Source organism: Bradyrhizobium vignae, from assembly GCF_900324035.1.
GTDB lineage: Bacteria > Pseudomonadota > Alphaproteobacteria > Rhizobiales > Xanthobacteraceae > Bradyrhizobium > Bradyrhizobium vignae.
In genome coordinates, this window is sequence record NZ_LS398110.1 from 5978034 (window position 1) to 6004542 (window position 26509).

At 64.2% G+C, this 26509-nt stretch carries 29 protein-coding genes and 1 pseudogene; 10 read left to right on the forward strand and 20 right to left on the reverse strand.

The window, feature by feature from the left end:
- The first annotated feature begins 96 nt into the window (after window positions 1–96).
- A complete protein-coding gene (locus BRAD3257_RS29095; protein ID WP_122404729.1) occupies window positions 97–354 on the forward strand; it encodes a hypothetical protein in 258 nt (85 codons plus the stop codon).
- A gap of 93 nt (window positions 355–447) precedes the next feature.
- Complete coding sequence (locus tag BRAD3257_RS29100; protein WP_122404730.1) at window positions 448–690, forward strand: hypothetical protein; 243 nt, start codon at window positions 448–450, stop codon at window positions 688–690.
- 188 nt (window positions 691–878) lie between these two features.
- Here BRAD3257_RS29100 and BRAD3257_RS29105 read toward each other — a convergent pair whose 3' ends face one another.
- Window positions 879–1100: a hypothetical protein gene (locus BRAD3257_RS29105; protein WP_122404731.1), complete on the reverse strand. Its 222-nt coding sequence runs from the start codon at window positions 1098–1100 to the stop codon at window positions 879–881.
- Window positions 1101–1218: 118 nt separating this feature from the next.
- Between BRAD3257_RS29105 and BRAD3257_RS29110 the strand changes: the two genes are divergently transcribed.
- Both BRAD3257_RS29110 and BRAD3257_RS29115 read left to right on the forward strand, forming a co-directional pair.
- Entirely contained in the window at window positions 1219–1413 is a 195-nt protein-coding gene (locus BRAD3257_RS29110; RefSeq protein ID WP_122404732.1) for a DUF3072 domain-containing protein, read from the forward strand.
- Window positions 1414–1501: 88 nt separating this feature from the next.
- Window positions 1502–1777, forward strand: coding sequence for a DUF6496 domain-containing protein (locus BRAD3257_RS29115; RefSeq protein WP_122404733.1), 276 nt, complete (start codon window positions 1502–1504; stop codon window positions 1775–1777).
- 12 nt (window positions 1778–1789) lie between these two features.
- On the opposite strand, the gene BRAD3257_RS29120 is transcribed toward BRAD3257_RS29115, so the two are convergent.
- Together BRAD3257_RS29120 and BRAD3257_RS29125 are read right to left on the reverse strand one after the other, a co-directional pair.
- On the reverse strand, window positions 1790–2152 hold the full coding sequence (locus tag BRAD3257_RS29120) for a hypothetical protein (protein WP_122406814.1): 363 nt from the start codon (window positions 2150–2152) through the stop codon (window positions 1790–1792).
- Between the two features lie 264 nt (window positions 2153–2416).
- Entirely contained in the window at window positions 2417–3955 is a 1539-nt protein-coding gene (locus BRAD3257_RS29125) for a Do family serine endopeptidase (RefSeq protein WP_122404734.1), read from the reverse strand.
- A 211-nt stretch (window positions 3956–4166) separates the two neighbouring features.
- Between BRAD3257_RS29125 and BRAD3257_RS29130 the strand changes: the two genes are divergently transcribed.
- The gene (locus tag BRAD3257_RS29130; protein ID WP_162500396.1) at window positions 4167–5003 is read left to right on the forward strand and encodes a universal stress protein; all 837 of its coding nucleotides are present in this window, start codon (window positions 4167–4169) and stop codon (window positions 5001–5003) included.
- A gap of 19 nt (window positions 5004–5022) precedes the next feature.
- On the opposite strand, the gene BRAD3257_RS42040 is transcribed toward BRAD3257_RS29130, so the two are convergent.
- The 10 genes and pseudogenes from BRAD3257_RS42040 to BRAD3257_RS29180 form a co-directional block, all read right to left on the reverse strand.
- Entirely contained in the window at window positions 5023–5235 is a 213-nt protein-coding gene (locus BRAD3257_RS42040) for a hypothetical protein (RefSeq protein WP_122404736.1), read from the reverse strand.
- Window positions 5236–5405: 170 nt separating this feature from the next.
- Window positions 5406–6029, reverse strand: a pseudogene (locus BRAD3257_RS29140) (diguanylate cyclase domain-containing protein); the annotation flags it as partial.
- A 44-nt stretch (window positions 6030–6073) separates the two neighbouring features.
- Window positions 6074–6811, reverse strand: a complete 738-nt coding sequence (rpe, locus tag BRAD3257_RS29145) for a ribulose-phosphate 3-epimerase (protein ID WP_122404737.1) — start codon at window positions 6809–6811, stop codon at window positions 6074–6076.
- A complete protein-coding gene (gene cbbX, locus BRAD3257_RS29150) occupies window positions 6808–7743 on the reverse strand; it encodes a CbbX protein (protein WP_162500397.1) in 936 nt (311 codons plus the stop codon). Before cbbX ends, rpe begins: the two co-directional genes overlap by 4 nt.
- 98 nt (window positions 7744–7841) lie before the next feature.
- Window positions 7842–8249 carry a ribulose bisphosphate carboxylase small subunit gene (locus BRAD3257_RS29155; RefSeq protein ID WP_122406815.1) on the reverse strand — a complete coding sequence of 136 codons (408 nt, stop codon included), beginning with the start codon at window positions 8247–8249 and terminating at the stop codon, window positions 7842–7844.
- Between the two features lie 11 nt (window positions 8250–8260).
- On the reverse strand, window positions 8261–9721 hold the full coding sequence (locus tag BRAD3257_RS29160; RefSeq protein ID WP_122404739.1) for a form I ribulose bisphosphate carboxylase large subunit: 1461 nt from the start codon (window positions 9719–9721) through the stop codon (window positions 8261–8263).
- A 31-nt stretch (window positions 9722–9752) separates the two neighbouring features.
- Window positions 9753–10838, reverse strand: a complete 1086-nt coding sequence (fba, locus tag BRAD3257_RS29165) for a class II fructose-bisphosphate aldolase (protein ID WP_122404740.1) — start codon at window positions 10836–10838, stop codon at window positions 9753–9755.
- A 13-nt stretch (window positions 10839–10851) separates the two neighbouring features.
- Window positions 10852–12870, reverse strand: a complete 2019-nt coding sequence (gene tkt, locus BRAD3257_RS29170; protein ID WP_122404741.1) for a transketolase — start codon at window positions 12868–12870, stop codon at window positions 10852–10854.
- A gap of 16 nt (window positions 12871–12886) precedes the next feature.
- Complete coding sequence (locus BRAD3257_RS29175; RefSeq protein WP_027570916.1) at window positions 12887–13762, reverse strand: phosphoribulokinase; 876 nt, start codon at window positions 13760–13762, stop codon at window positions 12887–12889.
- Window positions 13763–13772: 10 nt separating this feature from the next.
- Window positions 13773–14810 carry a class 1 fructose-bisphosphatase gene (locus BRAD3257_RS29180; protein WP_122404742.1) on the reverse strand — a complete coding sequence of 346 codons (1038 nt, stop codon included), beginning with the start codon at window positions 14808–14810 and terminating at the stop codon, window positions 13773–13775.
- Between the two features lie 120 nt (window positions 14811–14930).
- Here BRAD3257_RS29180 and BRAD3257_RS29185 point away from each other — a divergent pair, with 120 nt between their 5' ends.
- Window positions 14931–15908 carry a LysR family transcriptional regulator gene (locus BRAD3257_RS29185; RefSeq protein ID WP_122404743.1) on the forward strand — a complete coding sequence of 326 codons (978 nt, stop codon included), beginning with the start codon at window positions 14931–14933 and terminating at the stop codon, window positions 15906–15908.
- 242 nt (window positions 15909–16150) lie between these two features.
- On the opposite strand, the gene BRAD3257_RS29190 is transcribed toward BRAD3257_RS29185, so the two are convergent.
- The 5 genes from BRAD3257_RS29190 to BRAD3257_RS29215 form a co-directional block, all read right to left on the reverse strand.
- Window positions 16151–16348: a hypothetical protein gene (locus BRAD3257_RS29190; protein WP_027570913.1), complete on the reverse strand. Its 198-nt coding sequence runs from the start codon at window positions 16346–16348 to the stop codon at window positions 16151–16153.
- Window positions 16349–16477: 129 nt separating this feature from the next.
- Window positions 16478–16897: a DUF4118 domain-containing protein gene (locus tag BRAD3257_RS29195; RefSeq protein ID WP_122404744.1), complete on the reverse strand. Its 420-nt coding sequence runs from the start codon at window positions 16895–16897 to the stop codon at window positions 16478–16480.
- A 138-nt stretch (window positions 16898–17035) separates the two neighbouring features.
- Window positions 17036–18229: an MFS transporter gene (locus tag BRAD3257_RS29200; RefSeq protein ID WP_122404745.1), complete on the reverse strand. Its 1194-nt coding sequence runs from the start codon at window positions 18227–18229 to the stop codon at window positions 17036–17038.
- A gap of 56 nt (window positions 18230–18285) precedes the next feature.
- Window positions 18286–18903 carry a TetR/AcrR family transcriptional regulator gene (locus BRAD3257_RS29205; RefSeq protein ID WP_122404746.1) on the reverse strand — a complete coding sequence of 206 codons (618 nt, stop codon included), beginning with the start codon at window positions 18901–18903 and terminating at the stop codon, window positions 18286–18288.
- 689 nt (window positions 18904–19592) lie between these two features.
- The gene (locus BRAD3257_RS29215; protein ID WP_244607735.1) at window positions 19593–20555 is read right to left on the reverse strand and encodes an IS110 family RNA-guided transposase; all 963 of its coding nucleotides are present in this window, start codon (window positions 20553–20555) and stop codon (window positions 19593–19595) included.
- Between the two features lie 259 nt (window positions 20556–20814).
- Between BRAD3257_RS29215 and BRAD3257_RS29220 the strand changes: the two genes are divergently transcribed.
- Window positions 20815–21915, forward strand: coding sequence for an IS4 family transposase (locus BRAD3257_RS29220; protein WP_122404748.1), 1101 nt, complete (start codon window positions 20815–20817; stop codon window positions 21913–21915).
- A gap of 850 nt (window positions 21916–22765) precedes the next feature.
- Here the strand turns inward: BRAD3257_RS29220 and BRAD3257_RS29230 are convergent.
- Window positions 22766–23737 carry an N-carbamoyl-D-amino-acid hydrolase gene (locus BRAD3257_RS29230; protein ID WP_122404749.1) on the reverse strand — a complete coding sequence of 324 codons (972 nt, stop codon included), beginning with the start codon at window positions 23735–23737 and terminating at the stop codon, window positions 22766–22768.
- Between the two features lie 255 nt (window positions 23738–23992).
- On the opposite strand from BRAD3257_RS29230, the gene BRAD3257_RS29235 reads away from it, so the two are divergent.
- Together BRAD3257_RS29235 and BRAD3257_RS29240 are read left to right on the forward strand one after the other, a co-directional pair.
- Window positions 23993–24217: a hypothetical protein gene (locus BRAD3257_RS29235; protein ID WP_122406816.1), complete on the forward strand. Its 225-nt coding sequence runs from the start codon at window positions 23993–23995 to the stop codon at window positions 24215–24217.
- 221 nt (window positions 24218–24438) lie between these two features.
- Entirely contained in the window at window positions 24439–24765 is a 327-nt protein-coding gene (locus BRAD3257_RS29240) for a hypothetical protein (RefSeq protein ID WP_122404750.1), read from the forward strand.
- Between the two features lie 26 nt (window positions 24766–24791).
- On the opposite strand, the gene BRAD3257_RS29245 is transcribed toward BRAD3257_RS29240, so the two are convergent.
- The gene (locus tag BRAD3257_RS29245) at window positions 24792–25766 is read right to left on the reverse strand and encodes a tripartite tricarboxylate transporter substrate binding protein (protein ID WP_122404751.1); all 975 of its coding nucleotides are present in this window, start codon (window positions 25764–25766) and stop codon (window positions 24792–24794) included.
- A gap of 320 nt (window positions 25767–26086) precedes the next feature.
- Between BRAD3257_RS29245 and BRAD3257_RS29250 the strand changes: the two genes are divergently transcribed.
- Window positions 26087–26383, forward strand: coding sequence for a hypothetical protein (locus tag BRAD3257_RS29250; protein ID WP_145987042.1), 297 nt, complete (start codon window positions 26087–26089; stop codon window positions 26381–26383).
- The last annotated feature ends 126 nt before the right edge of the window (window positions 26384–26509 follow it).

The window sequence follows — 26509 nt, forward strand, 5'->3', positions numbered from 1 at the left end:
TGAACGTCGGATGAAGCGAGTGACGACAAATTCGTTCGATCGGCTGGAACCCGGGAATTGCGCGTGCGTTGGCATGCCAGTTCGGGATTCAGTCCCATGCGCACCAAGAAGTCGTCTGAGCTGATCTCTGCCAGCGGCCTTATCAAGCTGATGACGCATGCAATGATGGGCGCAGCCCTCGGCCTCATCTTCAGCCTCGCGCTCGTCCTGTCCAATCCGGCCGTGGCCAACCTGCTCAATAACGGCGGAAGCCAAGCCGTTGCGGTCTTCGCCCTCACCTTGGTGACGACGTTCGCGATCGGCGCAACGCTCACTGGCGTCGTGTTCATCCTCGCAGAGGACAAGCAATCTTGAAGCGTGCGTGGCGCGGGGAAATGCTTTGTTGGGAACTCCTGCGGCGAATAGCGGTTGGCTGCCTGCGTCAATTCAACTCAGGGAGTTTCCCGCATGAAGACGACCAAGCTCGCTCTCGCCGTAATGTTGGCAACCGGCCTAGCCGCCGCGCCGTTCGCCGCCCAGGCGAAGTCGCATAAGGCCAAGCACGGATCCTCGATGTCATCGTCGCAGACCACCGGCGCCAATACCAAGTCTACCCGGGGCGCTGATCCTTCCGGCCAAGGCGGCTCTGGTCCCGGCTCCGATCAGGGCGGCACCATGACGAACAAAGGCGGCATGACCAACACCAAATAGCCGCTCCCCGTAATCCATGGAGGGCTCCGCCACTGCGGGGCCCTCGCTCGACGCTCCGAGCTGTCAGGATTCGGCATCCACGCGCTTCCGGCACCCGGGACGCACGCTCAACGCCATCGCGGTTCGACGGGCAGTTGCGAGATCCGGTATGGGTCCTGCTCTTCCTCCGCCATACGCTTCCAAAGATCTCAGCGGCGTCCGATTGCGTGGACGGGATTGCCGACTGGCTTCACGGGACGAAGGCGCACCCGGTCGCGGACATCAGGCAGAACGTCGCTGCCACCAGCCGCCCTCCATTCGTCGATCAGGAGGTTGATTTTCCGGCGCAGATCCATCTGCGCCAGGGCCCTTTCTGTGCAGTCGTGATCGCGCTCGACGAGGTCGCGCACCGACGCCTCGACGTCGGCCATCTCAAGCCTCAAGGCTCTGATTTTACGTCGAATTTCATTAATTCTGTTGTCCATGCCCTGTTAGAACAAAATAAGAACATATAGTCAAGTCACGATTTCTGGACGGAGGCGAGAGGACATGCAGGTTCAAGGTCAATACGATGCCAGGGCTTTCCTGAGCGAGCAGATGACGCGAGCGCAGGGCCTCAGGCTGAAACGGCTGAGTGAAGAGGCCTATCAACCCGCCCAATACGCACGGGATCTGTCCTTCAGCGAGGCCGCACGGCGCATCCAGGCCCTCGAAGCGGAGATAGAGCTGGCGAATTCCTTCTAGGCAGCGGTTCGCGTTTGGAACATTGCATAGGCGCTCCCGGAACCATGGCCGTGCCGAATGGTTTTTCTTCGGCCAAGGGAGAACATGCATGGCACGTAAGGCAAAGAAACGCCGTTACTCACGCAGCGCCGGCGGCGATGTCGAAAGCGAGATGCGGCGCTACAAGAAGGGCACCGCGAAGAGCGGCCGTGGGGGACGCGGCGGCCGCGTGAAGAGCCGCAAGCAAGCGATCGCAATCGGACTGTCGAAGGCACGCAAGAAGGGCAAGAAGGTCCCGAAGAAGGCGTCGAAGCGCAAGAGCGCCAAGAAGACCTCCAGGACGTCGTCGAAGAAGTCGTCGAAGCGCAAATCCAGCAAGCGCTGACGCTGATCAGTCTCAGATCATGCTCCCCGGCATGAAGCAGCGGATCGAAATCCCGAACGCAGTCTTCACCGGCCACACCATGGTGCGGCCTGCACGGTTCGGCTCGGTGATGACGGCTTCGTCCGGCACCTCGATCCACTGTCCATCGAGACGCACCCGGTAACGCCCGTTGTGCGACTCCCAGTCTGGATCGGCAACGGCGACCCCATCCGCATCCGAGCAGCACGGACCCAGATGGCTACGCAGGCTGTCGAACCAGGGCTTGAGGGGCGAGTCGGCGTAGCGGCCGTCGTCGCGCCCGAGCGCGTTTCCGTGCCAGAGCACCAATGGCGCCAGGAGCAGCGCACTCCTCAGCGAGAGCTTCAATCGATCCATGTCGGCACCGATCAAATGTGAACCACCGGCCAGTTCCATAAGGCGCCGGGAAGGTTCGAAGTTCCAGGCTTGCAACTGGGCTCCGCGGCTACGTCGCAGCAGAGCACAGAGGAACTGTGACCAGTGAACACGGCTTTTTCGGACGCACCGGGTCATCGTCCCTGCCGTTAACGAGAATGTTATCGGGCCTTGGCGAGCTTGATTGCGTATGCGAAAGGCGGCCCGAGGGCCGCCTTTCTGGACTTGCGCCGGTCGAGCTTCGCCTTACGCGAGCGGCACCGCGACGAAGCGGGTGGCATCCGCGCTTCTGACCTGCAACAGAACGCTGCGCTTGCCCGACGCTTTGGCCTGCGCCAGCTCCGAACGCATCTCGCCGACATTGCTGACCGCCTTGCCGCCGACATTGAGGATGACGTCACCGGTCTGGATGCCGCGCTGCGCCGCCGGCCCTTGCGGGTCAACCTCGGTGACGACGAGGCCCTTCTGGCCGGCGCCCTGCACCTCGCCGGCTGGAGCCAGACCAAGCCCGAGGCGCGGCGTACCGGCGCTCGGCTGCATCTTGCCGTCATCGGCCTTGTTCGCGGCCTGCTGTTCGTTCGGCAGCTCGCCGAGCGTCAGGGTCACCGTTTTGCTGTCGCCTTTGCGGAAGATATCGAGCTTCACGGACGTGCCCGGTGCCAAGGTGGCGATGGTGCGGGCGAGATCGCGGGAGTCCTTGATCGTGGTGCCATTGACGGCGGTGATGACGTCGCCCGCTTCGATGCCGGCCTTGGCCGCCGGGCTGCCGTCCTGCGGATTGTCGACGATGGCGCCGCGCGCCTGCTTCAGGCCGAGGCTGTCGGCGATCTCGGCCGTCACCGGCTGCACCTGAACGCCGAGCCAGCCGCGCGTCACCGCGCCCTTCTCCTTCAACTGCGCGACGACGAGCTTGGCGGTCGAAGCCGGAATGTCAAAGCCGATACCGACCGAGCCGCCCGAGGGCGAGAAGATCGCAGTGTTCACGCCGATGACGTTGCCGTTCATGTCGAAAGCCGGCCCGCCGGAATTGCCCTTGTTGATGGGCGCATCGATCTGGATGAAGTCGTCATAGGGACCGTTGCCGATATCCCGGCCGCTGGCCGAGACGATGCCGGCGGTCACAGTGCCGCCAAGACCGAAGGGATTGCCGACCGCGACCACCCAGTCGCCGATGCGCGGCTTCTCGTCGGAGAACTTGACGAACGGAAAGTCCTTCTTGCCGTCGACCTTGATCAGGGCAAGGTCGGTCTTCGGATCGGTGCCGACCACTTTTGCGGTGTAGATGGTGCCGTCATCGGTCGTCACCTGGACGGACTCGGCATGGTCGACGACGTGGTTGTTGGTCACGGCATAGCCGTCAGCGGAGATGAAGAAGCCGGAGCCTTCGCCGGTGATGACCTGGTGGCGGTGCGGCACGCCGTTCGTGCCACCCGGGAAGCGGAAGCCGAACTCCCGCGAGAACTGGTCGAACGGAGAAGTCTCGTCCTTGTCCATCCGGTTCTGCTGCAACATCGCGCTCTTGTCGTTGTCCCGGTCGATCTTGACCCGCACCGAGATCACCGCGGGTTTGACCTTGCTGACCAGATCGCCGAAGCCCGGCGGTGTTGCGACGGCTTCCGCAGCCTGAGCCGGTGCAATGAAGGAGTTCATCCCGAACGGCGAAGTGCCTGGGGCAACTGACAGGGCGGCCACGCCCAGCGCGGCCACGGTGCCGAGCAGCACGAGCCGGCGCGGCCGCAAGATCTTGCGAGACGTGGTAGTGTTGGAATTGATGCGATCGTTCATGTCGAAATGTCCATGTTGAGCTGGTGTCGCCTTGCCGTCAACATGGTCGTTGCTACCTTACGGCGTCCCGTCCACCCGATTAAATCTCGGCAAAGAATGGGGGAGCAGGCGCAGCAAGCAAACGGTCGCTGGCCGTTTGATGCAGCTCAACACGGGTCCTTCGCGCAGTGAAAAACTGCAACCACCGGATGATGTCCACTGGAGGCGCGCCATGTACAAAGACATTCTCGTCCACATTCCCACCGAACGTCCCATGCGTTCGGCGATCGACGGCTCGATCTCGCTCGCGGCGAAACTCAACGCGCATCTCGACGCGGTCGCGGTCGGCTATGTCGCAACCAGTGCAGCTTACGTGATGGAAGGCGGCGCCGCGGTGGCGGCCGTGTTCGAACTGGAACGCGAGCGCGCCGTGGAGCGGGCCGAGGCCGCGCTCGCGGTGTTCAAGAGCGAGGCGGCGAACGCCGGCATCTCCTACGCCAGCCACGCACTCGGCGCGATCCCGGCGGATGCAGCCGGCTCGCTCGGCGAGATGGCGCGACTGCACGACCTCAGCGTCGTGCTTCAGCCTGATCCGACGCAAGGCTCGTTCGACAACGACATGCCACGCGAGATCCTGTTCCAGGCGGGCGGCCCGGTCCTGTTCCTGCCCTACACCTTCCGTGGAGCCTTCAAGGCAAACCGGATCGGCATCTGCTGGGATGGCAGCCGCCTCGCTGCCCGCGCGGTGCGCGACGCAGCACCGTTCCTGGCGCGCGCCGCAGAAATCGTGATCATCACCATCAACGAGACCGACGCCGCCTCCAACGAAGCGTCAGCGAACAGTCTGACAAAACATCTCCGCCGGCGCGGACTGTCGACCCGCACGGTCGCCCTCTCGGCAACGCGCGCCGACATTCAACCGACCATCCTGTCACTGGCGGCGGACGAGAGTCTCGATCTCCTGGTGATGGGCGGGTACGGCCACTCGCGGTTGCAGGAGCGCGTTCTCGGCGGCGTCACCCGCGCTATGCTGGATGCCATGACGGTCCCGACGCTGATGTCGCATTGAGCCGTGCCAGATGGCGCCATCACGCTGCGACGGGAGTTTCCCATGTCGTGGGCGCGGCGGCGTCCTTGTCGCGTTGCACATTGCAGGCGTCGAAATGCGCCTTCAGCTCGATTTCGGCGAGATGTTCGAAATGTTCGGCTCGGCCGAGCAGTTCCCAATTCTGGAGCGGCCGATAGGCCGCCTGCTGGCGACAGAGGGACGCCAGCGCCCGGTAGCGACGTACGTTCTCCATGAGACCCTCCCTCGCTTGCTAGGGTTATTGCCCTGATTTGCGTCAGGTCGATGGCGGTTGTGCAAAAGATTTGCTGCGCCCCCGCACTTGAACTTGGTCGTCAGGCCCAAGTTCCAAATAGCGCTGGCGGACGCCTGGAACCTCGAGCTTGATCTTGTCGAACGGGAACGACTGCAGAACGCGATGCCGATGCTGAGGCCTACGTTGGAGAGATAGTCGTCGACCTCCAGCTCCCTGCCGATCGTCTCGACCAGGCGTTCAGCCAGCACCAGAACGTCCTCACGGCGCGCGTCCTCGGGCATCAAGACCACGAACTCGTCGCCGCCGATGCGGGCGACGAAGGCGCCTTCGGCTTCCGTGGCAAGTCGGTCAGCCGCCGCTCGCATCAGCAGGTCGCCGACGGGGTGACCGAACACGTCGTTGACCTCCTTGAAGCGGTCGAGATCGAGGCTCAGCACGGCAAAACTGGTCGCCGCCTCCCCCGCCCGCTTCAACCGCTCGGCGAGCGCCGCATTGGAGGCGCTGCGGTTCGGCAGGTCAGTCAGCACGTCATGATGCGCGAGATGGCTGATGCGCTGCCGGGTGGTGACGCGCTCCGTGACGTCCTCGATCACGCCAACCAAGTATTGCGGATTCCCGTCGCCATCCGCGATCAGCATTTTGCGTGAATTGACGACGCGGTCGCGGCCTTCGCCGACTTCGAGCAGATGCTCCTCGAGGAACATCGGCATGCCGCTCGCGATAACCCGGCGGTCCTGCTCGGTGACCATGCGGGCCACGTCCGCCGGAAAGATTTCCTCAGAGCAGAGCGGCGCTGAGGCCGCGTGTCATCCGTAATCTACCGGATACGCGCAGACTCCCTGGCACGTGCCGGCTGCGCGGAAATGTCGTGCAATCCTGCAACCCGCGCCGTCTTGGCCGCGAGGCGGATGGCCGCAATATTGGCGGCGTATTCAGTGCCATCCCTGCCACGAAACACCGCGGATCCCGCCACCAGCGTGTCGGCGCCCGCTCCGGCAACGGCAGCGGCATTGTCGCGCGTGATGCCGCCATCGACCTCGAGCCGGATCGGCCGGTCGCCGATCATTGTTCGAATTCGTCTGATCTTCTCGATCTGGGACTCGAGGAAGGACTGACCGCCGAAGCCAGGATTGACCGTCATGACCAGCACGAGATCGATACGGTCGAGTACGTATTGGATCGCGCTTTCCGGCGTCGCGGGGCACAGGCCGACGCCCGCTTTCTTGCCGAGTGCGCGGATCGCCTGGAGCGAGCGGTCGAGATGCGGCCCCGCTTCGGCATGGACCGTGATGACGTCAGCGCCTGCCTTCGCGAACGCCTCGAGGTAGGGATCAACCGGCGCGATCATGAGATGCACGTCGAAAACCTTCTTCGTCAGCGGCCGTATCGCTTTGATCACATCGGCGCCGAAACTGATGTTCGGGACGAAATGTCCGTCCATCACATCACAATGGATCCAATCGGCGCCGGCGGCATCGATGGCCGCGATCTCCTCACCGAGACGCGCGAAGTCGGCGGCCAGGATCGAGGGGGCAACAAGGATCTCGCTGCTCATGCCCTCACGCTCCTTTCCGCAACCGGACCACCGCTGAAGACGCGGCTTGCGAGGACATCCGCCGGGTCGATGGTTTCGAGGTCGGCGACATCGAGCATGCGGTCGAGATCGGACACCAGGCGATCGGCCTGCCGCAGGCGGATGCGATCGACCGCGTTGCGGACCGAGCGCGCGTTGGAGAAGAACGGTTGGGTCCGGCGCAGCGCGATGTATTTCTCGAACGCCTCGCGTGCCGCTGCCGAGAAGCGATAACCCCGCTCCTTCAGCATCAGCTCGGCGATGACGAGCAGCTCGGCTTCCGAATAATCCGGAAATTCGATGTGGTGGGCGATCCGCGAGCGGAAGCCGGGATTCGAGGCGAAGAAGCTCGTCATCCGCTCGCCATAGCCGGCGAGGATCACGACGAGGTCCTCGCGCTGGTTCTCCATCACCTGGAGCAGGATCTCGATCGATTCCTGGCCATAGTCGCGCTCGTTGTCGGGACGATGCAGGTAATAGGCCTCATCAATGAACAGCACGCCGCCCATCGCCTTTTTCAAGATCTCCTTGGTCTTCGGCGCGGTGTGACCGATATACTGACCGACGAGGTCGTCGCGCGTCACCGAAATCACCTGCCCGCGGCGCACGAAGCCGAGGCCGTGCAGGATCTTGGCCATGCGCAGCGCGACGGTCGTCTTGCCTGTGCCGGGATTGCCCGTGAACGACATGTGCAGCGTCGGCGGTGCGGCGGCAAGGCCCGCGCGCTGCCGGATGCGCTCGATCAGCAGCAACGAGGCGATCTGGCGCACGCGGTTCTTCACCGGCTTGAGCCCGATCAGCTCCTGATCGAGCTGTTGCAGCGTATCGGTGATCCCAGCCGCTTCAGCCTCCTTGCGGAGATCGAATTGGGTCTCGCTGTGTTCGGTCGTGGTTGCGTGGGGCACATCGAGCATCGGCACCTCGAATAAAAGGGCTTCGCCGCAGGGGAGCGACGAAGCAGTGGTCCGCCAAGGATGCGGAGCAGGGAGAGCTCCGCGCGGAAGCGAAAGACTCAAGCTGACGCGTGCGCGGCCGGCCGGCGCACCGTGGTGTAGCGAATTGCGCGGCCCCCCACCTCCTGCCGCACGAGCTCGAACTCCGCCTCTTGCTTCGGCCGGTTGACGAGGAAGGAGATCCGCACCGATTCCCAGCCGTGGCTGGAATCGAAGCCGCTGATGCGGATGTAGCGGTCGCCGTAGACCCTGCGGCACTCGGCGAGCTCCATCATCACGCCGGCGGCATCCTGGAGATCGAACATCGGCAGGCCCCACATCTCCCAATAGGTATTGCGGGGATGCGGATCATCGGTGAACTCGATATTCACCGCCCAGCCATTGGCGAGACAGTATTGCACCTGCTTGGAGATCTGGTCATCGGTCAGATCGGGCAGATACGAGAAGCAGCCCTGGGTGATCTTCATCTCCATTCTCCTCAGACGGTTTCCAGCGCGGTCGGCACGAAGTCCGGCGTGTCGGTGGATTGATAGTTGAAAGTCACGTCCTTCCAGACCTCGAGCGCGGCCTTCAGCGGCGTGCAGGTCTGGGCCGCCTTGGCGAGGATCTCCGGCCCTTGGTGGACATAGTCGCGGCCCTCATTGCGGGCGAGGATCATCGCTTCCAGCGCCACGCGATTGGCGGTCGCACCAGCCGCAATGCCCATGGGATGGCCGATGGTGCCGCCGCCGAACTGCAGCACGACGTCCTCCCCGAGCAGGTCGAGCAGCTGGTGCATCTGGCCGGCATGGATACCGCCGGAAGCGACCGGCATCATCTTGTTGAGGCTCGCCCAGTGCTGGTCGAAGAACAGGCCGTGCTCGAGCTTGGTCGGGTTGAAGTCCTCGCGGCAGACATCGTAGTAGCCGCGCGTGGTGTTGGGATCGCCTTCGAGCTTTCCGACCACTGTGCCGGCATGGATGTGGTCGACACCGGCGAGGCGCATCCATTTGGCGATGACGCGAAACGACACGCCATGGCTCTTCTGCCGCGTATAGGTCGAATGGCCGGCGCGGTGCAGATGCAGGATCATGTCGTTGCGCCGGGCCCATTTGGCCATGGACTGGATCGCGGTGTAGCCGATCACGAGGTCGATCATGACGATGACCGAGCCGAGCTCCTTGGCGAACTCCGCGCGCTCGTACATGTCCTCCATGGTGCCCGCGGTGATGTTCAGATAGGTGCCCTTCACCTCGCCCGAGGCAGCCTGCGCGCGGTTGACCGCCTCCATGCAGTAGAGGAAACGGTCGCGCCAATGCATGAAGGGCTGCGAGTTGATGTTCTCGTCGTCCTTTGTGAAATCGAGCCCGCCCTTCAGCGCCTCGTAGACCACGCGGCCGTAGTTGCGGCCGGACAGACCAAGCTTCGGCTTCACCGTCGCGCCCAGCAGTGGCCGGCCGAACTTGTCGAGCCGCTCGCGCTCGACCACGATGCCGGTCGCCGGTCCCTGGAACGTCTTCACATAGGCGACCGGAAAGCGCATGTCTTCGAGGCGCAGCGCCTTGAGCGGCTTGAAGCCGAACACGTTGCCGATGATCGAAGCCGAAAGATTGGCGATGGAACCCGGCTCGAACAGGTCGAGATCGTAGGCGATGTAGGCGAAATACGAGCCGGGCGAGCCCGGGAGGGGATCGACGCGGTAGCACTTGGCGCGATATTTCTCGGCCGCTGTCAGGCGATCGGTCCACACCACCGTCCAGGTCGCGGTTGAGGATTCGCCGGCAACGGCAGCCGACGCCTCGATGGGGTCGACGCCCTCCTGCGGCGTGACGCGGAACAGCGCGATCACGTCCGTGTCCTTCGGCGTGTAATCGGGCTCCCAATAGCCCATGCGCTTGTATTCCATCACGCCGGAGCGATAGCGCTCTTTGCCGCGGACCGTGCCTGCATGTGCGTTCATGGCTCTCTCCTGCTCTTCTCTCTCTGAATGACTAGGCTGCGACCGGTTCGCGGGCGTCGATGCGCGGATCAAGCTCGCCGGCGCGATAGCGCCGCGCCATCTCGCTCATCGGGACCACTTTGATCTTGCTCGCATGGCCCGCCGTGCCGAACTGCTCGAACCGCTCGCGGCACAGCTCTCGCATCGCGTCCATCGCGGGCTTGAGGAACTTGCGCGGGTCGAACTCGGAGCGCGCCTGGGCCGCCACTTTCCGGAACACGGCGGTCATCGCCAGCCGGCAATCGGTGTCGATATTGACCTTGCGCACGCCGCTCTTGATGCCGCGGACGATCTCCTCGACCGGCACACCCCAGGTCTGCGGCATCTCGCCGCCAAACTCGTTGAACATGTCCTGCAGCGGCTGCGGCACCGACGAAGAGCCATGCATGACGAGATGTGTATTCGGCAGCCGGCGATGGATCTCCTCGACCACTCGCATTGCCAGGATGTCACCATCGGGCTTGCGGCTGAACTTGTAGGCGCCATGCGAGGTGCCCATCGCGATCGCCAAGGCGTCGACCTTCGTCGCACCGACGAAGTCGACGGCCTGGTCCGGATCGGTCAACAGCTGGTCGTGGCTGACCTTGCCCTCGACACCATGACCGTCCTCCTGCTCGCCACCGCCGTGTTCCAGCGAGCCGAGCACGCCGAGTTCGCCTTCGACCGAAGCGCCGACCCAATGGGCGAGATCGACGACGCGGCGGGTGATCGCGACATTGTAGTCATAGTCGGCCGCCGTCTTTGCATCGGCCTTGAGCGAGCCGTCCATCATCACCGAGGTGAAGCCATGGGCGATGGCGGAGGCGCAGGTCGCCTCGTCATTGCCGTGGTCCTGATGCATGCAGAGCGGGATATCGGGATAGGTCCGCTCCAGCGCGTCGATCATATGCGAGAGCATGAGATCGCCAGCATAGCTGCGCGCGCCGCGCGAAGCCTGGATGATCACGGGCGCGTCGACCTCGGCCGCCGCCTGCATGATCGCAATGCCCTGCTCCATGTTGTTGATGTTGAACGCCGGCACGGCATAGCCGTGACTCGCGGCGTGATCGAGCAATTGGCGAAGGGTGATACGGGCCAAAGGGTCGTCCTCCTTATTGGCTCTTGCGGGCGATCGCCCGGCGGGCGGCTTTCGCAATGCTCTGCGGCGTGATTCCAAATTCGCGATACAGCACGGGCGCGGGCGCTGAGGCGCCGAAGCCGCGCATGCCGACGAATTCGCCGTCCATCCCGATCCAGCGCGACCAGTCGCTCTGCACGGCCGCCTCGATGCCGACGCGCGGCGCAGTGCCGAGCACGGAGGCGCGGTAATCTTCCGGCTGCTGCTCGAACAGTGCGAAGCAAGGTGCAGAGACCACAGCGGCGCGAATGTGCTCGGTCGCGAGCAGACGCGCGGCTTCCATTGCAATCGACACTTCGGAGCCGGTTGCGATGAGCGTCACATCGCGGCCGCCGTCCGGGGAGACAACGAGGTAAGCACCGCGCGCGACGCGGTTTTTGCCGCGCGCATCGCTGCGGAAGGTCGGCAGGGCCTGCCGCGACAGGCACAACACGGATGGACGGTGCTCCGCCATAAGCGCGCAATCCCAGGCCTCCAGCGTCTCCACGGCATCAGCCGGCCGGAACACGAGCAGGTTCGGAATGACGCGCAGCGCCGCGAGATGCTCGACCGGCTGATGCGTCGGCCCGTCCTCCCCGAGACCGATGGAGTCGTGCGTCATCACATGGATCACGCGCAGCCGCATCAAGGCCGCAAGGCGGATCGCGGGCCGGCTGTAATCGGAGAACGCGAGGAACGTGCCGCCGTAGGGGATGAAGCCGCCATGCAGCGCGAGGCCGTTCATCGCGGCGGCCATGCCGTGCTCGCGGATGCCGTAATGGATGTAGTCGCCGGCGAACGCACCGCTCTTGACCGGAGCCTGCGCCTTGGCATGCGTCAGGTTCGAATGCGTCAGGTCCGCGGAGCCGCCGACCAGGCCGGGAATCGTCCCGGCGATGGCATCGAGCACCTGTTGCGAGGCCTGCCGCGTCGCGAGCTTTGGCCGCTCGCTGGCGAAGCGTTCGCGCAATTTCGCCGCGGCGAGCGCGTAGGCGGCGGGCAGAGTCACGGCCTTGCCCTCGACGAACAGATCGCGCTGCTCTGGCGTCGCACCTTCGTAGCGATCGAGCCAGGCGAGGCGATCGACCTGCCCACGCTGCCCGATCATCCGCCACGCCTTGAGCACCGGGATCGGCACCACGAAGGGCTGATAGTCCCAACCAAGCGTCCGCCGCGCCGCTGCCGTCTGCTCGGTGCCGAGCGGCGCGCCATGCGCCTTCTCGGTGCCCTGTCTACCAGGCGCGCCATAGCCGATGATGGTGCGGCAGGCGATCAGCGAGGGTTTTGCGGTTTCGCGCTCTTCAGCAATCGCCTGCGCAACGGCTTCGGGATCGTGCCCATCGACCCGGCGCGCCGACCAGCCAGAGGCGGCGAAGCGCGCGAGCTGGTCGTCCGACGTTGCGAGCGAGGTCGGGCCGTCAATGGAGATGCCATTATCATCGAACAGCACGATCAGCCGGCCGAGCCCGAGATGGCCGGCAAGCGAGATCGCCTCCTGGCTGATGCCTTCCATCAGGCAGCCATCGCCCGCGATGACATAGGTGTAGTGATCGACAAGCCCGTCACCATGCCGCGCATTGGCCATGCGCTCGGCGAGCGCCATGCCGACCGCGGTCGCGATCCCCTGCCCCAATGGGCCCGTCGTGGTCTCGACGCCCGGCGTATGACCATATTCGGGGTGCCCGGGCGTCTTCGAGCCCCATTGCCTGAAGGCCTTGATGTCGTCGAGGCTGACATCGCCGCCGGTCAGGTGCAGCAGCGCATAGAGCAGCATCGAGCCGTGGCCCGCCGACAGCACGAAGCGGTCGCGGTCCGGCCAGTTGGGATGCGCCGAGTCGAATTTCAGGAAGCGCGAGAACAGCACGGTTGCGACATCGGCCATGCCCATGGGCAGGCCGGGATGGCCCGACTGCGATGTCTCGATGGCATCGACCGCGAGGAAGCGGACAGCGTTGGCGAGATCGTTGTGCGTGACGGCCGTGAGGTCGGCTTCAGCATGGACGGAGATGTTCATCGGATCCTCTCCCTGTTCACTTCAAGCTGCGCTTGCGCTCGATCAGCTGCATGATCAGCGGCGTCAGGATCAGTTGCATCGCGAGATCGAGCTTGGCGCCGGGGCAGACGATCGAATTGGCGCGAGACATCCAGCTCTGCGGCAGCATCGAGAGCAGATAAGGGAAGTCGATGCCGCGCGGATTCTTGAAGCGGATCACGACCATCGATTCGTCCGGCGTCGGGATCCAGCGCGCGATGAACGGATTGGAGGTATCCACCGTCGGCACGCGCTGGAAATTGATGTCGGTCTCGGTGAATTGCGGGCAGATGTAGTGGATGTAGTCGGGCATCCGCCGCAGGATCGTGTCAGTGACGGCCTCGGTCGAATAGCCGCGCGCGCTGCGGTCGCGGTGCAGCTTCTGGATCCATTCGAGATTGATGACGGGCACGACGCCGATCTTGAGGTCGGCATAGCGCGCGACATTCACCTTATCCGTGACCACGGCGCCGTGCAGTCCCTCGTAGAACAGCAGGTCGGAGTTCTCCGGCAGCTGCTTCCAGTCGGTGAAGGTGCCGGGCGCGGCGCCATGCAGCGCCGATTCCTCGGCGTCGTGAACGTAATGCCGCGTCACCGCCGTGCCGGTCTCGCCGTAGTCGCGGAAGGCGCGCTCCAGCTCCTCGAACAGGTTGGTCTCGGGGCTGAAATGGCTGAAGTGCTTGTTGCCGCGCTCGGCCTCCTTCGCCATCTGCGCGCGCATCTCGGCGCGGTCGTAGCGATGGAAGGCGTCGCCCTCGATGTAGACGGCGTTGACCTTCTCGCGGAAAAATATCTGCTCGAACGTCTTCTTGACCGAGGTGGTGCCGGCGCCGGACGAGCCGGTGATGGAGATGATCGGATGCTTCCTTGACATGCTCGTCCTCCTACAGCCGGAAGAATCCACGCCGCGCGAACAGCGGCGCTGAAACGCTGGCGACCAGCAGCGGATCGCAATGCAGCTCCTCGACGCGCCGCACCTCGTTGCTGGAGCCCATGATCAGCGGCACGCGCTGGTGCAGGCTCTGCGCGGACAGATCGAGGATGCGCTCGCGCCCGGTCGAGGCCGAGCCGCCGGCGTGCTCGATGATCATCGCCATCGGATGCGCCTCATAGGTGAGGCGCAGGCGGCCGTCGCCGTAGCCGGGGCGCGCGTCCGAGGGATAAAGGAAAACGCCGCCGCGGGTGAGGATGCGATAGGCTTCCGCGACCAGCGAGCCGATCCAGCGCATGTTGAAATCGTGGTTGGCGGGCCCCTCGACGCCGGCGAGGCATTCATCGATGAAGGCGCGCACCGGCGGGTCCCAATGCCGGCGGTTCGACGCATTGATCGCGAACTCCTCGCAGGTCTCGGAAATCTGCGCACCGCTGCGCGCGAGGCGGAAGCAGCCGGCCTTGCGGTCGAGCGTGAAGATGTCGACGCCGACGCCGAGCGTCAGCACCAGCGAGGTCTGCGGGCCGTAGGTGACGAAGCCCGCGGCGAGCTGTGCCGAGCCGCGCTGATGGAAGGCCAGCGAGAGATCATCAGGCGCCGGCAGGATCGAGAAGATCGTGCCGACGGTCATGTTGATGTCGATGTTGGAGGAGCCGTCGAGCGGATCGATCGCGATGCAGATGCGGCCCTCGCGGTCGACGATCTGGGCCTCGCGCATTTCTTCGGACGCCAGCGCCGCGATCGGCAGCCGACCGAGGCAGCGGCGCAGGATCGCGTCGGCCTGGACGTCGAGATCCCGTTGGACATCGCCGTCGCTGTTGCGGCCCCTGGTCAGACCGGAGCCGGCGGCGAGATCGCCGGAGGCGATGAGGTCGGCAATCTCGATCGCGGCCGCTGCGATGGCATCGACGGCGCCCGCCACCGCGAGCGCGTGAGGTGCGGTCTCGGAATACCGTTGAAGATGGTCGTCCAGCCTGAGTCGCCCGGTCATCTGCGTCCATCCCTGTGCCGGCGCCGCATCCAGTTTCCCTCCCCTCTGGAGGTTGGCGCGGTCGGTCCCGGCATCAGGAGATTGACAGGGGCAGCCTAATAAGGAAAATTTCTAATCATAATGAGCCTCAAAGAATTTTCTTATAATGGCCCCGGCCATGCGGCGACCCAGCTTCGGCATCTGACGATCCGGCAGCTGCGCTCGCTTGCGGCGCTGTCGGCCAAGGGCAGCGTCACGGCGGCCTCCAGCCATCTCGGGCTGACGCAGCCGGCCGTGACCCAGCAGCTCCGGCAGCTTCAGGATCTTGCCGGCCTGCCGCTGGTGCAGCGGACCGGCGACGGCATGCTGCTGACGGAGGCGGGCAAGGAGGTGCTGGCGCTGGCCGAGCGGGTCGAGGCCGCCATCACGGATTGCCAGGGCGCACTGGACCTGCTGGCGGGCCGGACCGGCGGCACGGTGCAGCTTGGCGCGGTGTCGACCGCGAAATATTTCGTGCCGCACGCGATCGCGGCGTTCTCCAAGCGCTATCCCAAGATCGAGATCAAGCTGACCATCGGCAATCGCGAGGAGATCCGCGAGGCCATGCACGGCTACGACCTCGATTTCGCGGTGATGGGTCGGCCACCGGCCGACGTCAGCGTCGACGTCCGTCAGCTCGGACGCAATCCGCACATCATCGTCGCGCGCAAGGGCCACTGGCTGGAGAAGGATTCCGGCCTCAACCTCACCGACCTCGTGCACGAGACCTTCCTCACGCGCGAGCCCGGCTCGGGCACGCGGACACTGATGGAGGGCATGTTCCAGAAGTCGGATCTCGAGCCGATCATCGGCATGGAGATGAGCAGCAACGAGACCATCAAGCAGGCCGTCATCGCCGGCCTCGGCATCGCCTTCATCTCGGCCCACACCGTGGCGCATGAGCTTGCCGAGGGCCGGCTCGTCGTGCTCGACGTTGCAGGGCTGCCGATCGTACGGCAATGGTACGTGATCCGCCGCAGCGATAAGGTTTTGCTGCCGCCGGCACAGGCGATGTTCGATTTCCTGGGCTCGGAAGGATCGAATTATCTGCCCGATGTGCCCGAACTCGGCGGGCAGTAGCCGGCCGGCGCTCAGCTCATCAGCTTCATGGCGACGGTTGCCGCCAGTATCACGATGATCTGGAGCAGACGCTCCGTCGTGAAGATGCGGTTGAAGGTGCTCATCGCGTGCCCCGGCCGACGTGAAGAATGTCTCGATCGGCCCGTTGCTAGCACAGAAGAGTGCGGGGGCAACTCCGTAATTGCCCCGTGGGCGGTCGCGCCATCGGCGAGCCGGTTCACGTCCACGCCGACGGCTGGCGATCAGGCCGCGAGCGGAGCGGTGCAGTCGGTGCGCGTGGCGAAATAGGCCTCCAGCTCCGACAGCGCCCGCGCTTCCCAATCCCTCGCCTGCTCCAGCAGCGACCAGCTCTGGCCCGGGCGGAATGCAGCGGTCTGGCGATAGAGCGATGCAATGCCGCGGTAGCGGCGCACGTTCTCCAAGATGGCGTGACCGTTCATGTCCGAAAACTCCCTCGTCATTCCCGCGGGAGAAACTGCGGCCAAATCTTTTTCGAAAAGTTAGCGGCGCGCGGCAAGTTCGCGGATGGTTGCCGGACTGTTGCGCGAGCGCAACGTGCGCGGCGCGATCTATTGCGAATTCGTTGCGGCGCTCTCGCCCGAAGGTTTCAGCCCGCCGCTTCTGATGATCGTCATCGTCTCGCGGCAGAGATCGGCAAGGCCGATCAGGAGCACGGCCAGGAGGCAGAACAGGTTGATGGAATCGGCATTTGCGCTGGTCAGCGAGTTGAACTGGAAGACGGGCGGTATGAACGCCCACCACACCAGCGGAACAGTGAGCAGCGCGGCAAATACCGCCGCCGGCGCGCCGGCAACGAATGCAAGCACGAACAGGCTGGGCAGGAACACCACGAAATAGAGCTTTGCCCCGAGCGCGACGCAGATGCCCTGAAGCGCGGCCGACATTGCGACGACGATCAGCCCGAGCAAAAACGCCTGCCACGACCACGGCCGTACCCGCGGTACGCCAAACAGCCCCGTACGTCTCATGAGCCTCCCCCTGCCACCCGTTAACCAGGTGCGTTTGCGACCAAAGTACTACAGCGGCGCCGGGACTGCGAGACGGAAAGTGCGTCCTCGCCGGGTTGGTAAACGGGCCACATCGCACAATTCCGCCCATGCCGGCGGCTATTCGGTCGCCGCATAGAGCAGGCCCGCGATGGGCAGAGCGCCGCCAATGGCCGATGCGAGCGCCCAGCCGCCTTGCGCGAAGGCGAAGGCTCCGATCGCGGAGCCGGCCGCACCGGCGGCGAAGAACGTCGCCATGTAGAGACCGTTGAGGCGGCTGCGGTGCTCGTGGCCGAGCACGAATATGGCGCGGAAGCCGAGCACGACATTGCCCTGGACACCGATATCGATGGCAATCGCGGCCACCACGAGACAGGCGAGATTCAGCATCGAGCCGGGCGTGCCAATATAGGTCACGAGGAATCCGGCGGCCGCAAGCAGCATCGCGACCAGCGTCGCGATGCGGCTATGGCCGCGATCGGCGAGGCGTCCTGCGATCGGCGCCGCGAACACGCCGGCAACCCCGGCCAGTGCGAACAGCGCGATGCCACGCTGGGAGAAGCCGAACTCGGCGGCGAGTTGGAGCGGCGCCACCGTCCAGAACAGGGTGAAGGCGCCGAACAGGCTCGCCTGGTAGAGTGCACGGCGCCGCAGCAGCGGCGTGGCCCGCACCAGATGCGGCATCGACAGCAACAATTCGCCGTAGTGCATGCGCGTGACAGGCTTGCGCCTCGGCAGCGTCATCCAGAGCACGGCCGTGAGCACGATCACCAGCGCGGCGGAGCAGAAGAACACTGCATGCCACGACAGCACGGCCGTGACGAAGCTCGATACCGGACGTGCCAGCATGATGCCGAGCATCAGACCGGTCGAGACGTTGCCGACGACGCGGCCGCGGATGGCTTCAGGCGCCAGATGTGCCGCATAGGGGATGATGATCTGCACCGCGACCGAGCCGAGCCCGATGAACAGCGCGGCGATCAGGAACGGCAGCGCGTGGGTCGCGAAGGCGGCGGCGAGCAGCGCCGCGGCGCCAAGCGTGATCACCGAGCAGATCAGCGCGCGATTCTCGACGAGATCGCCGAGCGGCACGATCAGCAGCAGCCCGGTGCCGTAGCCGATCTGCGTCATGGTGACGATCAGTCCCGCCGCTGCATGCGACAGGCCGAGCGCGGCGCTGATCGGGGCGATCAACGGCTGGGCATAGTAGATGTTGGCGGCGACCATGCCACAGGCCGCGGCAAGCACGAAGGTCAGGCGCTGCGACACCGCATCCGGCCCGGGCGCGGTCTCGATCGTGGCATTCATCGTCATTCACGTGGACTCCAGGTAAGGATAGGGAATGATCATTCCCTTTTTCGACAAAAAACTCAGGCGAGCAGTTTCATCGCGACGCCGACGAGGCGCTCCCCGTCGAGCGGCAGGCGGGCCTTGCCAAGGACGCGCAGACCTTGCGTGATGCAGATCATCAGCCGCGCGGTGTCATCGGCATCGACATGGCGGGGAATCGAGCCATCGGCCTGCCCCTCGCGGATGAGGCCGGCAATGAAGCTTTCGTTGCTCTTGAGCTGCGCATTGACGCGGGCGCCAACGACTGGATCGAGCGCGGACAGCTCGACCGCGCCGCCGACGACGAGGCAACCGCGCCGCCCCTCGCTGCCCTGGGAATGCTCGACATAGGACAGCAACACGTGACGGATTCGCTCGCGGCCGTTTGCGCCGCGCGAGGCCGCGTTGCGGGTCTGCTCCTGGCGCAGCACCGTATAGCGCTCGAAGGCGGCGAGAAACACCGCATGCTTGTCGCGAAACGCCTTGTAGATGCTTCCCGTAGCGAGCCGCATCGCCGCGGTGAGGTCGCCGATCGAGGTGGCATGGTAGCCGCGCTCGCGAAACACCCGCACGGCCCTGTCGAGGGCGGTGTCCATGTCGAATTCCCGGGGGCGGCCGGGCGGACGGGCAGACGGAGATCGGCGGGCGGTCTTTTGCATTGCGGCATAATAGGGAATGATTGTTCCCGAATAAAGACACGTGGTTGTGAACGGGTGGTTGATGACGGCGTCGCACTTTCGCGTCCCGGAACCAGTTGCAAGCCGCGAAGCGTTGGGGGCAGAGCCGGGACCGCGAGCAACACGGCACGGTGCGGCGACGGGGCACGAGAGAGGCGTGTGGTACACGCTCTCTCCTCCTCGTCATTGCGAGGAGCCCTTGCGACGAAGCAATCCAGAATCCCGCCTCGGAAAGATTCTGGATTGCTTCGCTGCGCTCGCAATGACGGAGTGTGAGTTGACAGCTTGGTGCTCCAAGTGACGCTGTCATTCCCCCTTGTGCGCAATCGCGCACTGGGGCGGGCAAATCCAGTACGCCGCAGCCTCTCGATTGAACCACTGCCGTCTCGGCGTACTGGATCGCCCGCCTTCGCGGGCGATGACGGCGAATGCGTGGCTGCAGACATGCCTTCGCGTCCTCGCGGCGCAACTCGCCCGAGCTTTGCTTCGTCGCTTCACCCTCTGAAAGCCAAGAGCAACTGTGGCGAAGTAGCCCGGCGATCGGCCGGCCTCAAGGCTGGCGCTGGCGCGCCCCCGCCTGCGGCGGCTGACGGCCTTGACCCCGTCCGCTCACCGGTCTGTTGGCTTTGCATGCGCTCGGCCGAGGTCCGAGCGCGAGATAGGCGCGCTCGTCAGGCCACCCTGTATTTCTTCGGATCCCACGTCTCGCCGCGCGCGATCATGGTGTTGAGGATGATGATCAGCTTGCGCATGCAGGCGACGATCGCGACCTTTGGCGGCTTGCCCTTGGCAATCAGCCGTTCGTAGAAGGCCTTGAACACCGGATTGTTCAGCGTTGCGGCACCGACACAGGGCATGTAGAGGGCATTTCGCACCCAGCGGCGGCCACCCTTGATGCAGCGTTCACCTCGACGTTTGCCGCTATCATCGTCATAAGGAGCAACGCCCATCAACGCGGCGGCAACTTCGTCGCTCACCTGCCCCAGCTCCGGTAGTCCTCCAAGCAGCGCCATTGCGGTCCCCTCAGCAAAGCCTGGTACGCTCTGGATGATCTCGGCGCGTTTGGCAAAGTCCGGCGTTGTCTTGATCGTCGCCGCGATCGCGGTCTCGAGCGCGGCGATTTCGTCAGCCAGCTTCTTAAGAAGACGCGCGCGAGCCTTCTGAACAAGGGCCGGCGCCTCATGCTCCTTCTGCATTTCCAGGCGAGCCCTGACGTCAAGCAGGCCTTGGCGTCCCTTCACCAGTGCCTTCATCTCCTCGTGAGCGGGATTGTCGACTTGGCTGGGAGCCTCGCCGAATGTCTCGGCGAACCAGGAGATCATCTCCGCGTCGATCTTGTCATTTTTCGCAAGGCGTCCCGCCGATTCCGCAAAGTGGCGAACCCGTTTGGGATCGACGATCCGTACTTCCAGCCCTGCTTGGCGCAACGCCTTGGCCCATACCCGCTCGTAGCCGCCGCTTGCCTCCATTACTGCCTTGCCGACCTGATGCTTGCGAAGCCATGCAATCAAGCTCCGTCGCCCCGCCGCGGTTGTTGGGCAAGTCTTCCGCTCCGTTACGGTCCGAATGCACGCATCAATCTTGTCTTTAGCGACATCGATGCCGACGACAACCAGATCGTCTTGTGTCATCATCCACTCCCTTCCTTGCCTGGTACGGGCTCGCAGCCCTTGCAACTGTTCGGGTTCAGGAAGACACCGGAGCTGTCCCTTGCTCTTTAGCAGGCTCTGTCGCCTTTGGGCGCAACGGGCTCAGTTCCGGCAACGGGCGGTTCTGATCCAACCGCCCGTTGCCACATTCTGGCAGATTTCGGGGACACAAGGGCGCAGGGAAGACCGCATAGGCGTTAAGTTTGTTCTTGAGTGTTGGAATCACACGTGATTCCAAGGCGGGATGGCAGACGAATCGCTTCTGAACGAGGACTGGACGAGAGTGGTTACGCAGCTCGGCGGGGCTGCGCAGCTTGAAATAAGTGCGCGCCAGACGAAGGCTTTCGTGCGGCGGCGCCAAATTCCAGATGCGGTGGCGTTACTTCGGCTGATGCTGGCCTATTGTCTGGGTGAAAGAGGGTTGAGATCGACAGCCGCGTGGGCCGCTTCTGTTGGCCTTGCCGACCTCAGCAGCGTGGCGTTGTTCTATCGCCTGCGTCAATGTGGCGATTGGTTTGCAGTGCTGGTGGAGGGCTTGCTCGCTGCGGCAGCCCCGAAAGCGAGCCGAGGCCGCCTGATCCGCATTATCGATGCGACGACAGTGCCTCAGGCAGGACCGGCTGCGCGCAGGAACAGTGAGCTTTGGCGCGTTCATAGTGCATTCGATCTGCCATATGAGCGCTTTGGTCACTTCGAGCTGACAGATCAGCAAGAAGGCGAAACGTTTGACCGGATACCGGTGGTCAAGAACGAGATCCGCATTGCTGACCGCGCTTATCTACAACCTGACCGCATCGCCGCTGTGCGCGACGCCGGGGCAGACGTTTTGATCCGAGCGGGCTGGAAGAACGCACGTTGGCTTGATGCCAAAGGCCTTGCGTTCGATCTGATGGCCCAATTGCGTGCGGCGAAGGCGCACGGACTGATCGATCGGAGGATTTGGATCAAACGCAAGGACGGTGCGCCTCTGGCTATGCGTCTGGTCGCAGTCAAGAAGCCCGCCGGTGCAGTCGCGGCTTCGCGCCGTAAAGCCCGGCGCGACGCACAAGACGAAAACCGCGTCATCTCCAAAGAAACTCTGGAAGCCGCGGATTGGGTCATTCTGGTCACGTCGCTCGCGCGGGACGAGTTCTCCACCAAGGATGTACTCGCGCTCTATCGACTGCGATGGCGCATCGAACTTGGCTTCAAGCGACTGAAGAGTCTGATTGGTCTCAAGACGCCACCTGGAACCGATCCGCGCTCCGCCAAGCCCTACTTGCTGGCACACCTCTTGATCATCCTGCTGCTCGAGCCGCTTGCCCGCGACTTCGAGGACTCTCCCCGCTGGACGCAGGCCGCCTGACGGCACCTGGCGCTTGGCGTGTTTTGCAACAACTCGTTGCATCCTTGCTACAAGCGATCATTCCACAACCAACCATCCGTTGCTTTCGCCGCAGAAAGCGAGCGCTTGGGCGGCACCTGCGCGAGCCTCCTCGAAAACGTCCGTATCAATCGATGCTCGCGCTACCTTAACGCCTATGGGGAAGACCGGGTGCTGACCTCGCACCCGCGGTCTGCTGCGCGAAAGGATCGCGCAAAGGAGACCGCACAGCAGCATACAGGTGGTGCCAATCACTCGGCCTTCCCTGCGCGATGGTCGGACGGCTTATGCCGCGCTCTCCTGGGAGCCGAATTCCTTCTGGCCTCCCTCGCGCTCGCGGAATTCACCGGCAGCCGCGCCGGTTGACGCGACTGCCGCATTCGCAAGCGCTTGACCGTAGCAACGACGGCCAGGACCACACGGTTTTGCCGTGCGCACGGTTCGCCATTTCGCCGCAGGGTCCGATGGCGTTGTGCACGTTGCCATCGAAGTATGACGAGACGAACCTGACAGCGCCGTTCGTCCGCACGATGCCTTAGGGCTCACGGAGAGCAATCCGCCCTGCCCCTGGCTGTTCGCGCCCGACGCTGCTGCGTCCACCGCAAGCCCGGCTCGCGACTATGACGACCTCATGATCGCCCCTCGAGAATGAGCCGGGATGCGCGACACATACGACAAATCCGAATTTCGGTAAGTGGAATATTTTCGCGCCGGTGGGTTGACAGAGAAGCGAAACAAGCCCGGACCTGTAGCCCGGATCGAGCGCAGCGCAATCCGGGAAGTGCAAGATGCCGCGAGCGGCCCCGGATTTCGCTTTCCGCTCCATTCCGGGCTACGGGAGCATCAACCCCTTCGACAGCACCAGCGTCCCATCCGCCATCGTCGTCACGCCTTTCCGCTCGACGATCATCCCGTAAGCCCGCGGCTGGCGGTGGACGTCGAAATTGAAGGTGGTGCGCTTGTAGGAATTGCAGAGATCGAGGTCGCAGCGCGCCAGCGCGATCTCGTCGCCCTTGGTGGTGCAGGCCGCGATGATCTCGCCCGAGGGCGCGATGATGCAGCTGCCGCCGATCTGATCGACGCCCTCCTCGCGGCCGGCCTTGGCGACCCCGACGACGAAAGTGCCGTTCTGATAGGCGCCGGCCTGCATCACCAGACGATTGTGAAACAGCGAGAGATCGTCATGCTCGGGTGCGGGCGGATTGTGCACCGGCGTGTTGTAGCCGATCAGCACCATCTCGACGCCCTGCAGGCCCATCACCCGATAGGTCTCGCTCCAGCGGCGGTCGTTGCAGATCGCCATGCCCATGATGCCACCGAAGGCATCGACCACGCCGAAGCCGCTGCCCGGCTCGAAGTAGCGCTTTTCCAGATGCTGGAATTCGCGCCACGGCTCGTGCTCGGCATGACCGGGCAGATGGACCTTGCGATACTTCAGGACGATCGCGCCGCTCTTGTCGACGAGAATGGACGTGTTGTGGCGCCTGACGATTCCGGCCTCGACCGCGAGCTCGGCATAGCCAAGGCAAAAGCCGATCCCGAGTTCGCGCGCGAGATCGAACAGCGGCTGCGTCTCGGGGCCCGGCATCTCGCGCTCGAAAAAGCTGTCGATCTCGGCCTGGTCCTCGAAGAACCAGCGCGGAAAGAACGTGGTCAGCGCCAGCTCGGGATAGACGATCAGGTCGCAGCCGCAAGCGCGCGCCTCGCGCATCAACGCCATCAGCCGCGCCACGACCGCGGTCCTGGTCTCGCTCCTCGCAATCGGGCCGAGCTGGCCGGCTGCGATGGTCACAAATCTCGCCACGACTCATTCCCTTACGTTTCTGATTGCGTCGGACCTGGAGCTACCCAGCCACTGCGCGCAGCCGCCTCGGTCTTCCGCCGATGGCGCAATCAAATCCCATGCCTGGCGGGACCATCGTGCGACGGCTCGCCGACAATACCGGAACTTCGTTGCCGATCTGCAACGGTTCCACACAGTCTGAAGCCGGACAAAACAAACTCCCATTCCGGCCACGAACCGCTCTCACAAGGCCGTGAGACTACCAGGGGAATGACGATGCGTGCACAACGTGTTTGGAAAGTGAATGGGGCCGCCAGCATCGGGCAGCTTCAATCGAGACTGGACGATCTGAACAAGCGGCTGGGTCAGCTCGAAAACCAGCATCCTGACAGCTGGAAGCTCGAAGAGCTGAGGGCGAGCGTGCTGAGCCTGTCGCGCGAGATCGACGACATCCGCTGCGCCGAGGCGACAGCAGCCTTGAGCGAGCTGCTGCGGAAGTAGCCGGCGCCCGCTGATTCGGATCGCGCGCAAGGAACCAAGCTCCACGGCGGCCATTTTCATGCAGAGCATGGAGCAAGATCATGAGCAGGCACCTGACGCGAGCCCATCTCGCGCGTGGCGTGGCCGGCGCGGTATCCACGCTGGTCCTATGCGCGGCGGCGGTCTTCACCATCGCGCGCCACTTTGCGTTATGAAGAATTTGGCGCTGTGAGGGATTTCGCATGACATCCGACCCCGAGGAGTCGGTGCGGCTGCAAGGCTACGGCGAGATGACGCTGCGCACGGCCGTCGAGACCTTGATGCGGCTCGCGCCGCGCAAACGAACGGATGCCGCCGTCTTCCGCGTCCGTGACGGCGTGCGCCTCGCGCAAAGCGAGATCGCCGAGCTTGCCTCAAGCTGGGGCATCGAGCCGGCGCCCCACGTGCGATCGCCAAGACTGGTGCCGGAGCAGCACTGGCAAGACATCGTCCGCGGCATGGTGCGCGAAGCCCCGCTGCCCTCGCTGCTGGTGGCGTTTCTGGTGGGGGCGCTGGTGGCGCGAAGGTAGGCGCGCCAGAGCCGCTTGCAACAGCACTACTTCTGTTCGCTTGCCCGCATCTGGTCGGCGAACGGACGCAGGGCCTCCGACATCTCGTCGAGGCGCTTCTGCCACTCTGCACCAGGCAGGAAGGCGATCACCGGCTCATCCCCCGGAGAACCCGTCAGGTACTCTGGATTGCGCAGGCCTTCGGCGATCCCGGCTTCCAGCTTCTTGACGAGGTTGTCCGGAACGCCCTTGGGGACCGCGAAGCCACGCTCGGCCGTCGTCACCACTGGAAAGCCCACCTCCTCTGCCGTCGGAACGTCGGGCAGCGATGGAAAGCGCTTTTTCGACAGGATCGCGATGACGCGAAGCGGCCCCTTGTTGGCGCCATGCAGTTCGGGAATCTCGCTGAGAGTGACCATCCCGACATCCAGATGCCCGCCCAAGAGGTCAGTCCGCTGCGCCGCCGTTCCTCGGTAGGAGATCTCGTTGGGCTCGACCTTCGCGACGGAAGCGAGCATGCGAATGGCCAGATGACCGTTGGTGCCGGCGCCGTTGTGACCAAAGGTCACCGAGCCGGGCTTGCTGCGCAATGCCACAACGACATCCGGCAGATTCTTGAATCGGCTGTCCGCAGGCACCACGACGACGTTCGGATCCTCGACGACCCGTGCGACCAGCCGGATTTCATCCGTGGTGTATTGGGTTTTGCGGGTCATCGGCAGGAAGTTGTAGCCCGGCACGTTGACGACGCCGATGGAATAAGCGTCGGGCGCGGCGCGCGCAATCGCGGCAAACGCGATCTCCCCACCGGCGCCGGGCTTGTTCAGGACGACAAACTTCGCCTTGCCGCCCAGCGCGCGCTCGACAAAGGGAAGAAGCTTGCGGGCCATGACGTCGGTGCCGCCGCCGGGCGCGAAGCCGACGACGACTTCGATCGGCTTCTCGTCTGGCCACGCGGCCCATGCCGGCCCGCAAGCAGCAAAACCAAACGCTGCAACGAGCGCGACGATAGTCTTGTTCATGATTTCCAACCCTGTTCTCCTTCTCGGCGAATCACGCTCTCGAACGCGCGACCGACTATGCGCTCATCTAGCCGCCGGCCCGACGGAATGGCAACTGGTTGCCGAACGAAGCGATTTGATCGCGCGCAGGGGCTTCGGCGGTCAAGTCTGCACGCAGATGCTCCGTCGTCGAATTCCCGATAGCTTGCGCGACACATTTGCGTGCGAGAGATGTTCCATGGCGAAGGCAAACATTGGCGATCTGGAAGGTGGCACAGCGCTGTGTGCCTGGTGCGAGGGCGTACCTTCATTCCACGATGCGACGTTGCGGGAGCTGGAGCTTGGCCAGGGCGCACCAAGCCGGCTGGTCGCCCACGCCTTCCCAGATGACCTCGAAGGTCGATGCACGCGGCTATTTCGTGCTGAGCAAGCATGTGGACGTCACCTTCACGATCTTCGAGCCGATCGAGGTCCAGCTGTTCGACTTCACGGAAGCGGGAATCATCTTCTCGCTCGGCATCGAAATCGATCCCGACGGCACAACACCGAGCTTCGAATCCAGCTATGGGGTGCACGGCCGGATCAAGGCCAGGCGGGTCGCGGTCTCGTTCGAGCCCCGGGCGGCCGGGTCATCCTGAAGCTGGCAAGCCATGCCACCGCAACAAGCCGCCCTGCGAGGGCCAAATCGGCCGTGGACCCGCCCCGAAAATCGTTGCAAAAAAGGCGCTCCCGAGGCGCCGGCTACCGGTCCGCCAAGCCTTCAG

Bases quoted from the DNA above. Each gene is read 5' to 3' on its own strand.
- BRAD3257_RS29095 (WP_122404729.1), top strand. From the start codon at position 97: ATGCGCACCAAGAAGTCGTCTGAGCTGATCTCTGCCAGCGGCCTTATC.
- BRAD3257_RS29100 (WP_122404730.1), top strand. From the start codon at position 448: ATGAAGACGACCAAGCTCGCTCTCGCCGTAATGTTGGCAACCGGCCTA.
- BRAD3257_RS29105 (WP_122404731.1), bottom strand. From the start codon at position 1,100: ATGGCCGACGTCGAGGCGTCGGTGCGCGACCTCGTCGAGCGCGATCAC.
- BRAD3257_RS29110 (WP_122404732.1), top strand. From the start codon at position 1,219: ATGCAGGTTCAAGGTCAATACGATGCCAGGGCTTTCCTGAGCGAGCAG.
- BRAD3257_RS29115 (WP_122404733.1), top strand. From the start codon at position 1,502: ATGGCACGTAAGGCAAAGAAACGCCGTTACTCACGCAGCGCCGGCGGC.
- BRAD3257_RS29120 (WP_122406814.1), bottom strand. From the start codon at position 2,152: ATGGATCGATTGAAGCTCTCGCTGAGGAGTGCGCTGCTCCTGGCGCCA.
- BRAD3257_RS29125 (WP_122404734.1), bottom strand. From the start codon at position 3,955: ATGAACGATCGCATCAATTCCAACACTACCACGTCTCGCAAGATCTTG.
- BRAD3257_RS29130 (WP_162500396.1), top strand. From the start codon at position 4,167: ATGTACAAAGACATTCTCGTCCACATTCCCACCGAACGTCCCATGCGT.
- BRAD3257_RS42040 (WP_122404736.1), bottom strand. From the start codon at position 5,235: ATGGAGAACGTACGTCGCTACCGGGCGCTGGCGTCCCTCTGTCGCCAG.
- rpe (WP_122404737.1), bottom strand. From the start codon at position 6,811: ATGAGCAGCGAGATCCTTGTTGCCCCCTCGATCCTGGCCGCCGACTTC.
- cbbX (WP_162500397.1), bottom strand. From the start codon at position 7,743: ATGCTCGATGTGCCCCACGCAACCACGACCGAACACAGCGAGACCCAA.
- BRAD3257_RS29155 (WP_122406815.1), bottom strand. From the start codon at position 8,249: ATGAAGATCACCCAGGGCTGCTTCTCGTATCTGCCCGATCTGACCGAT.
- BRAD3257_RS29160 (WP_122404739.1), bottom strand. From the start codon at position 9,721: ATGAACGCACATGCAGGCACGGTCCGCGGCAAAGAGCGCTATCGCTCC.
- tkt (WP_122404741.1), bottom strand. From the start codon at position 12,870: ATGAACATCTCCGTCCATGCTGAAGCCGACCTCACGGCCGTCACGCAC.
- BRAD3257_RS29175 (WP_027570916.1), bottom strand. From the start codon at position 13,762: ATGTCAAGGAAGCATCCGATCATCTCCATCACCGGCTCGTCCGGCGCC.
- BRAD3257_RS29180 (WP_122404742.1), bottom strand. From the start codon at position 14,810: ATGACCGGGCGACTCAGGCTGGACGACCATCTTCAACGGTATTCCGAG.
- BRAD3257_RS29185 (WP_122404743.1), top strand. From the start codon at position 14,931: ATGAGCCTCAAAGAATTTTCTTATAATGGCCCCGGCCATGCGGCGACC.
- BRAD3257_RS29190 (WP_027570913.1), bottom strand. From the start codon at position 16,348: ATGAACGGTCACGCCATCTTGGAGAACGTGCGCCGCTACCGCGGCATT.
- BRAD3257_RS29195 (WP_122404744.1), bottom strand. From the start codon at position 16,897: ATGAGACGTACGGGGCTGTTTGGCGTACCGCGGGTACGGCCGTGGTCG.
- BRAD3257_RS29200 (WP_122404745.1), bottom strand. From the start codon at position 18,229: ATGACGATGAATGCCACGATCGAGACCGCGCCCGGGCCGGATGCGGTG.
- BRAD3257_RS29205 (WP_122404746.1), bottom strand. From the start codon at position 18,903: ATGCAAAAGACCGCCCGCCGATCTCCGTCTGCCCGTCCGCCCGGCCGC.
- BRAD3257_RS29215 (WP_244607735.1), bottom strand. From the start codon at position 20,555: ATGATGACACAAGACGATCTGGTTGTCGTCGGCATCGATGTCGCTAAA.
- BRAD3257_RS29220 (WP_122404748.1), top strand. From the start codon at position 20,815: ATGGCAGACGAATCGCTTCTGAACGAGGACTGGACGAGAGTGGTTACG.
- BRAD3257_RS29235 (WP_122406816.1), top strand. From the start codon at position 23,993: ATGCGTGCACAACGTGTTTGGAAAGTGAATGGGGCCGCCAGCATCGGG.
- BRAD3257_RS29240 (WP_122404750.1), top strand. From the start codon at position 24,439: ATGACATCCGACCCCGAGGAGTCGGTGCGGCTGCAAGGCTACGGCGAG.
- BRAD3257_RS29245 (WP_122404751.1), bottom strand. From the start codon at position 25,766: ATGAACAAGACTATCGTCGCGCTCGTTGCAGCGTTTGGTTTTGCTGCT.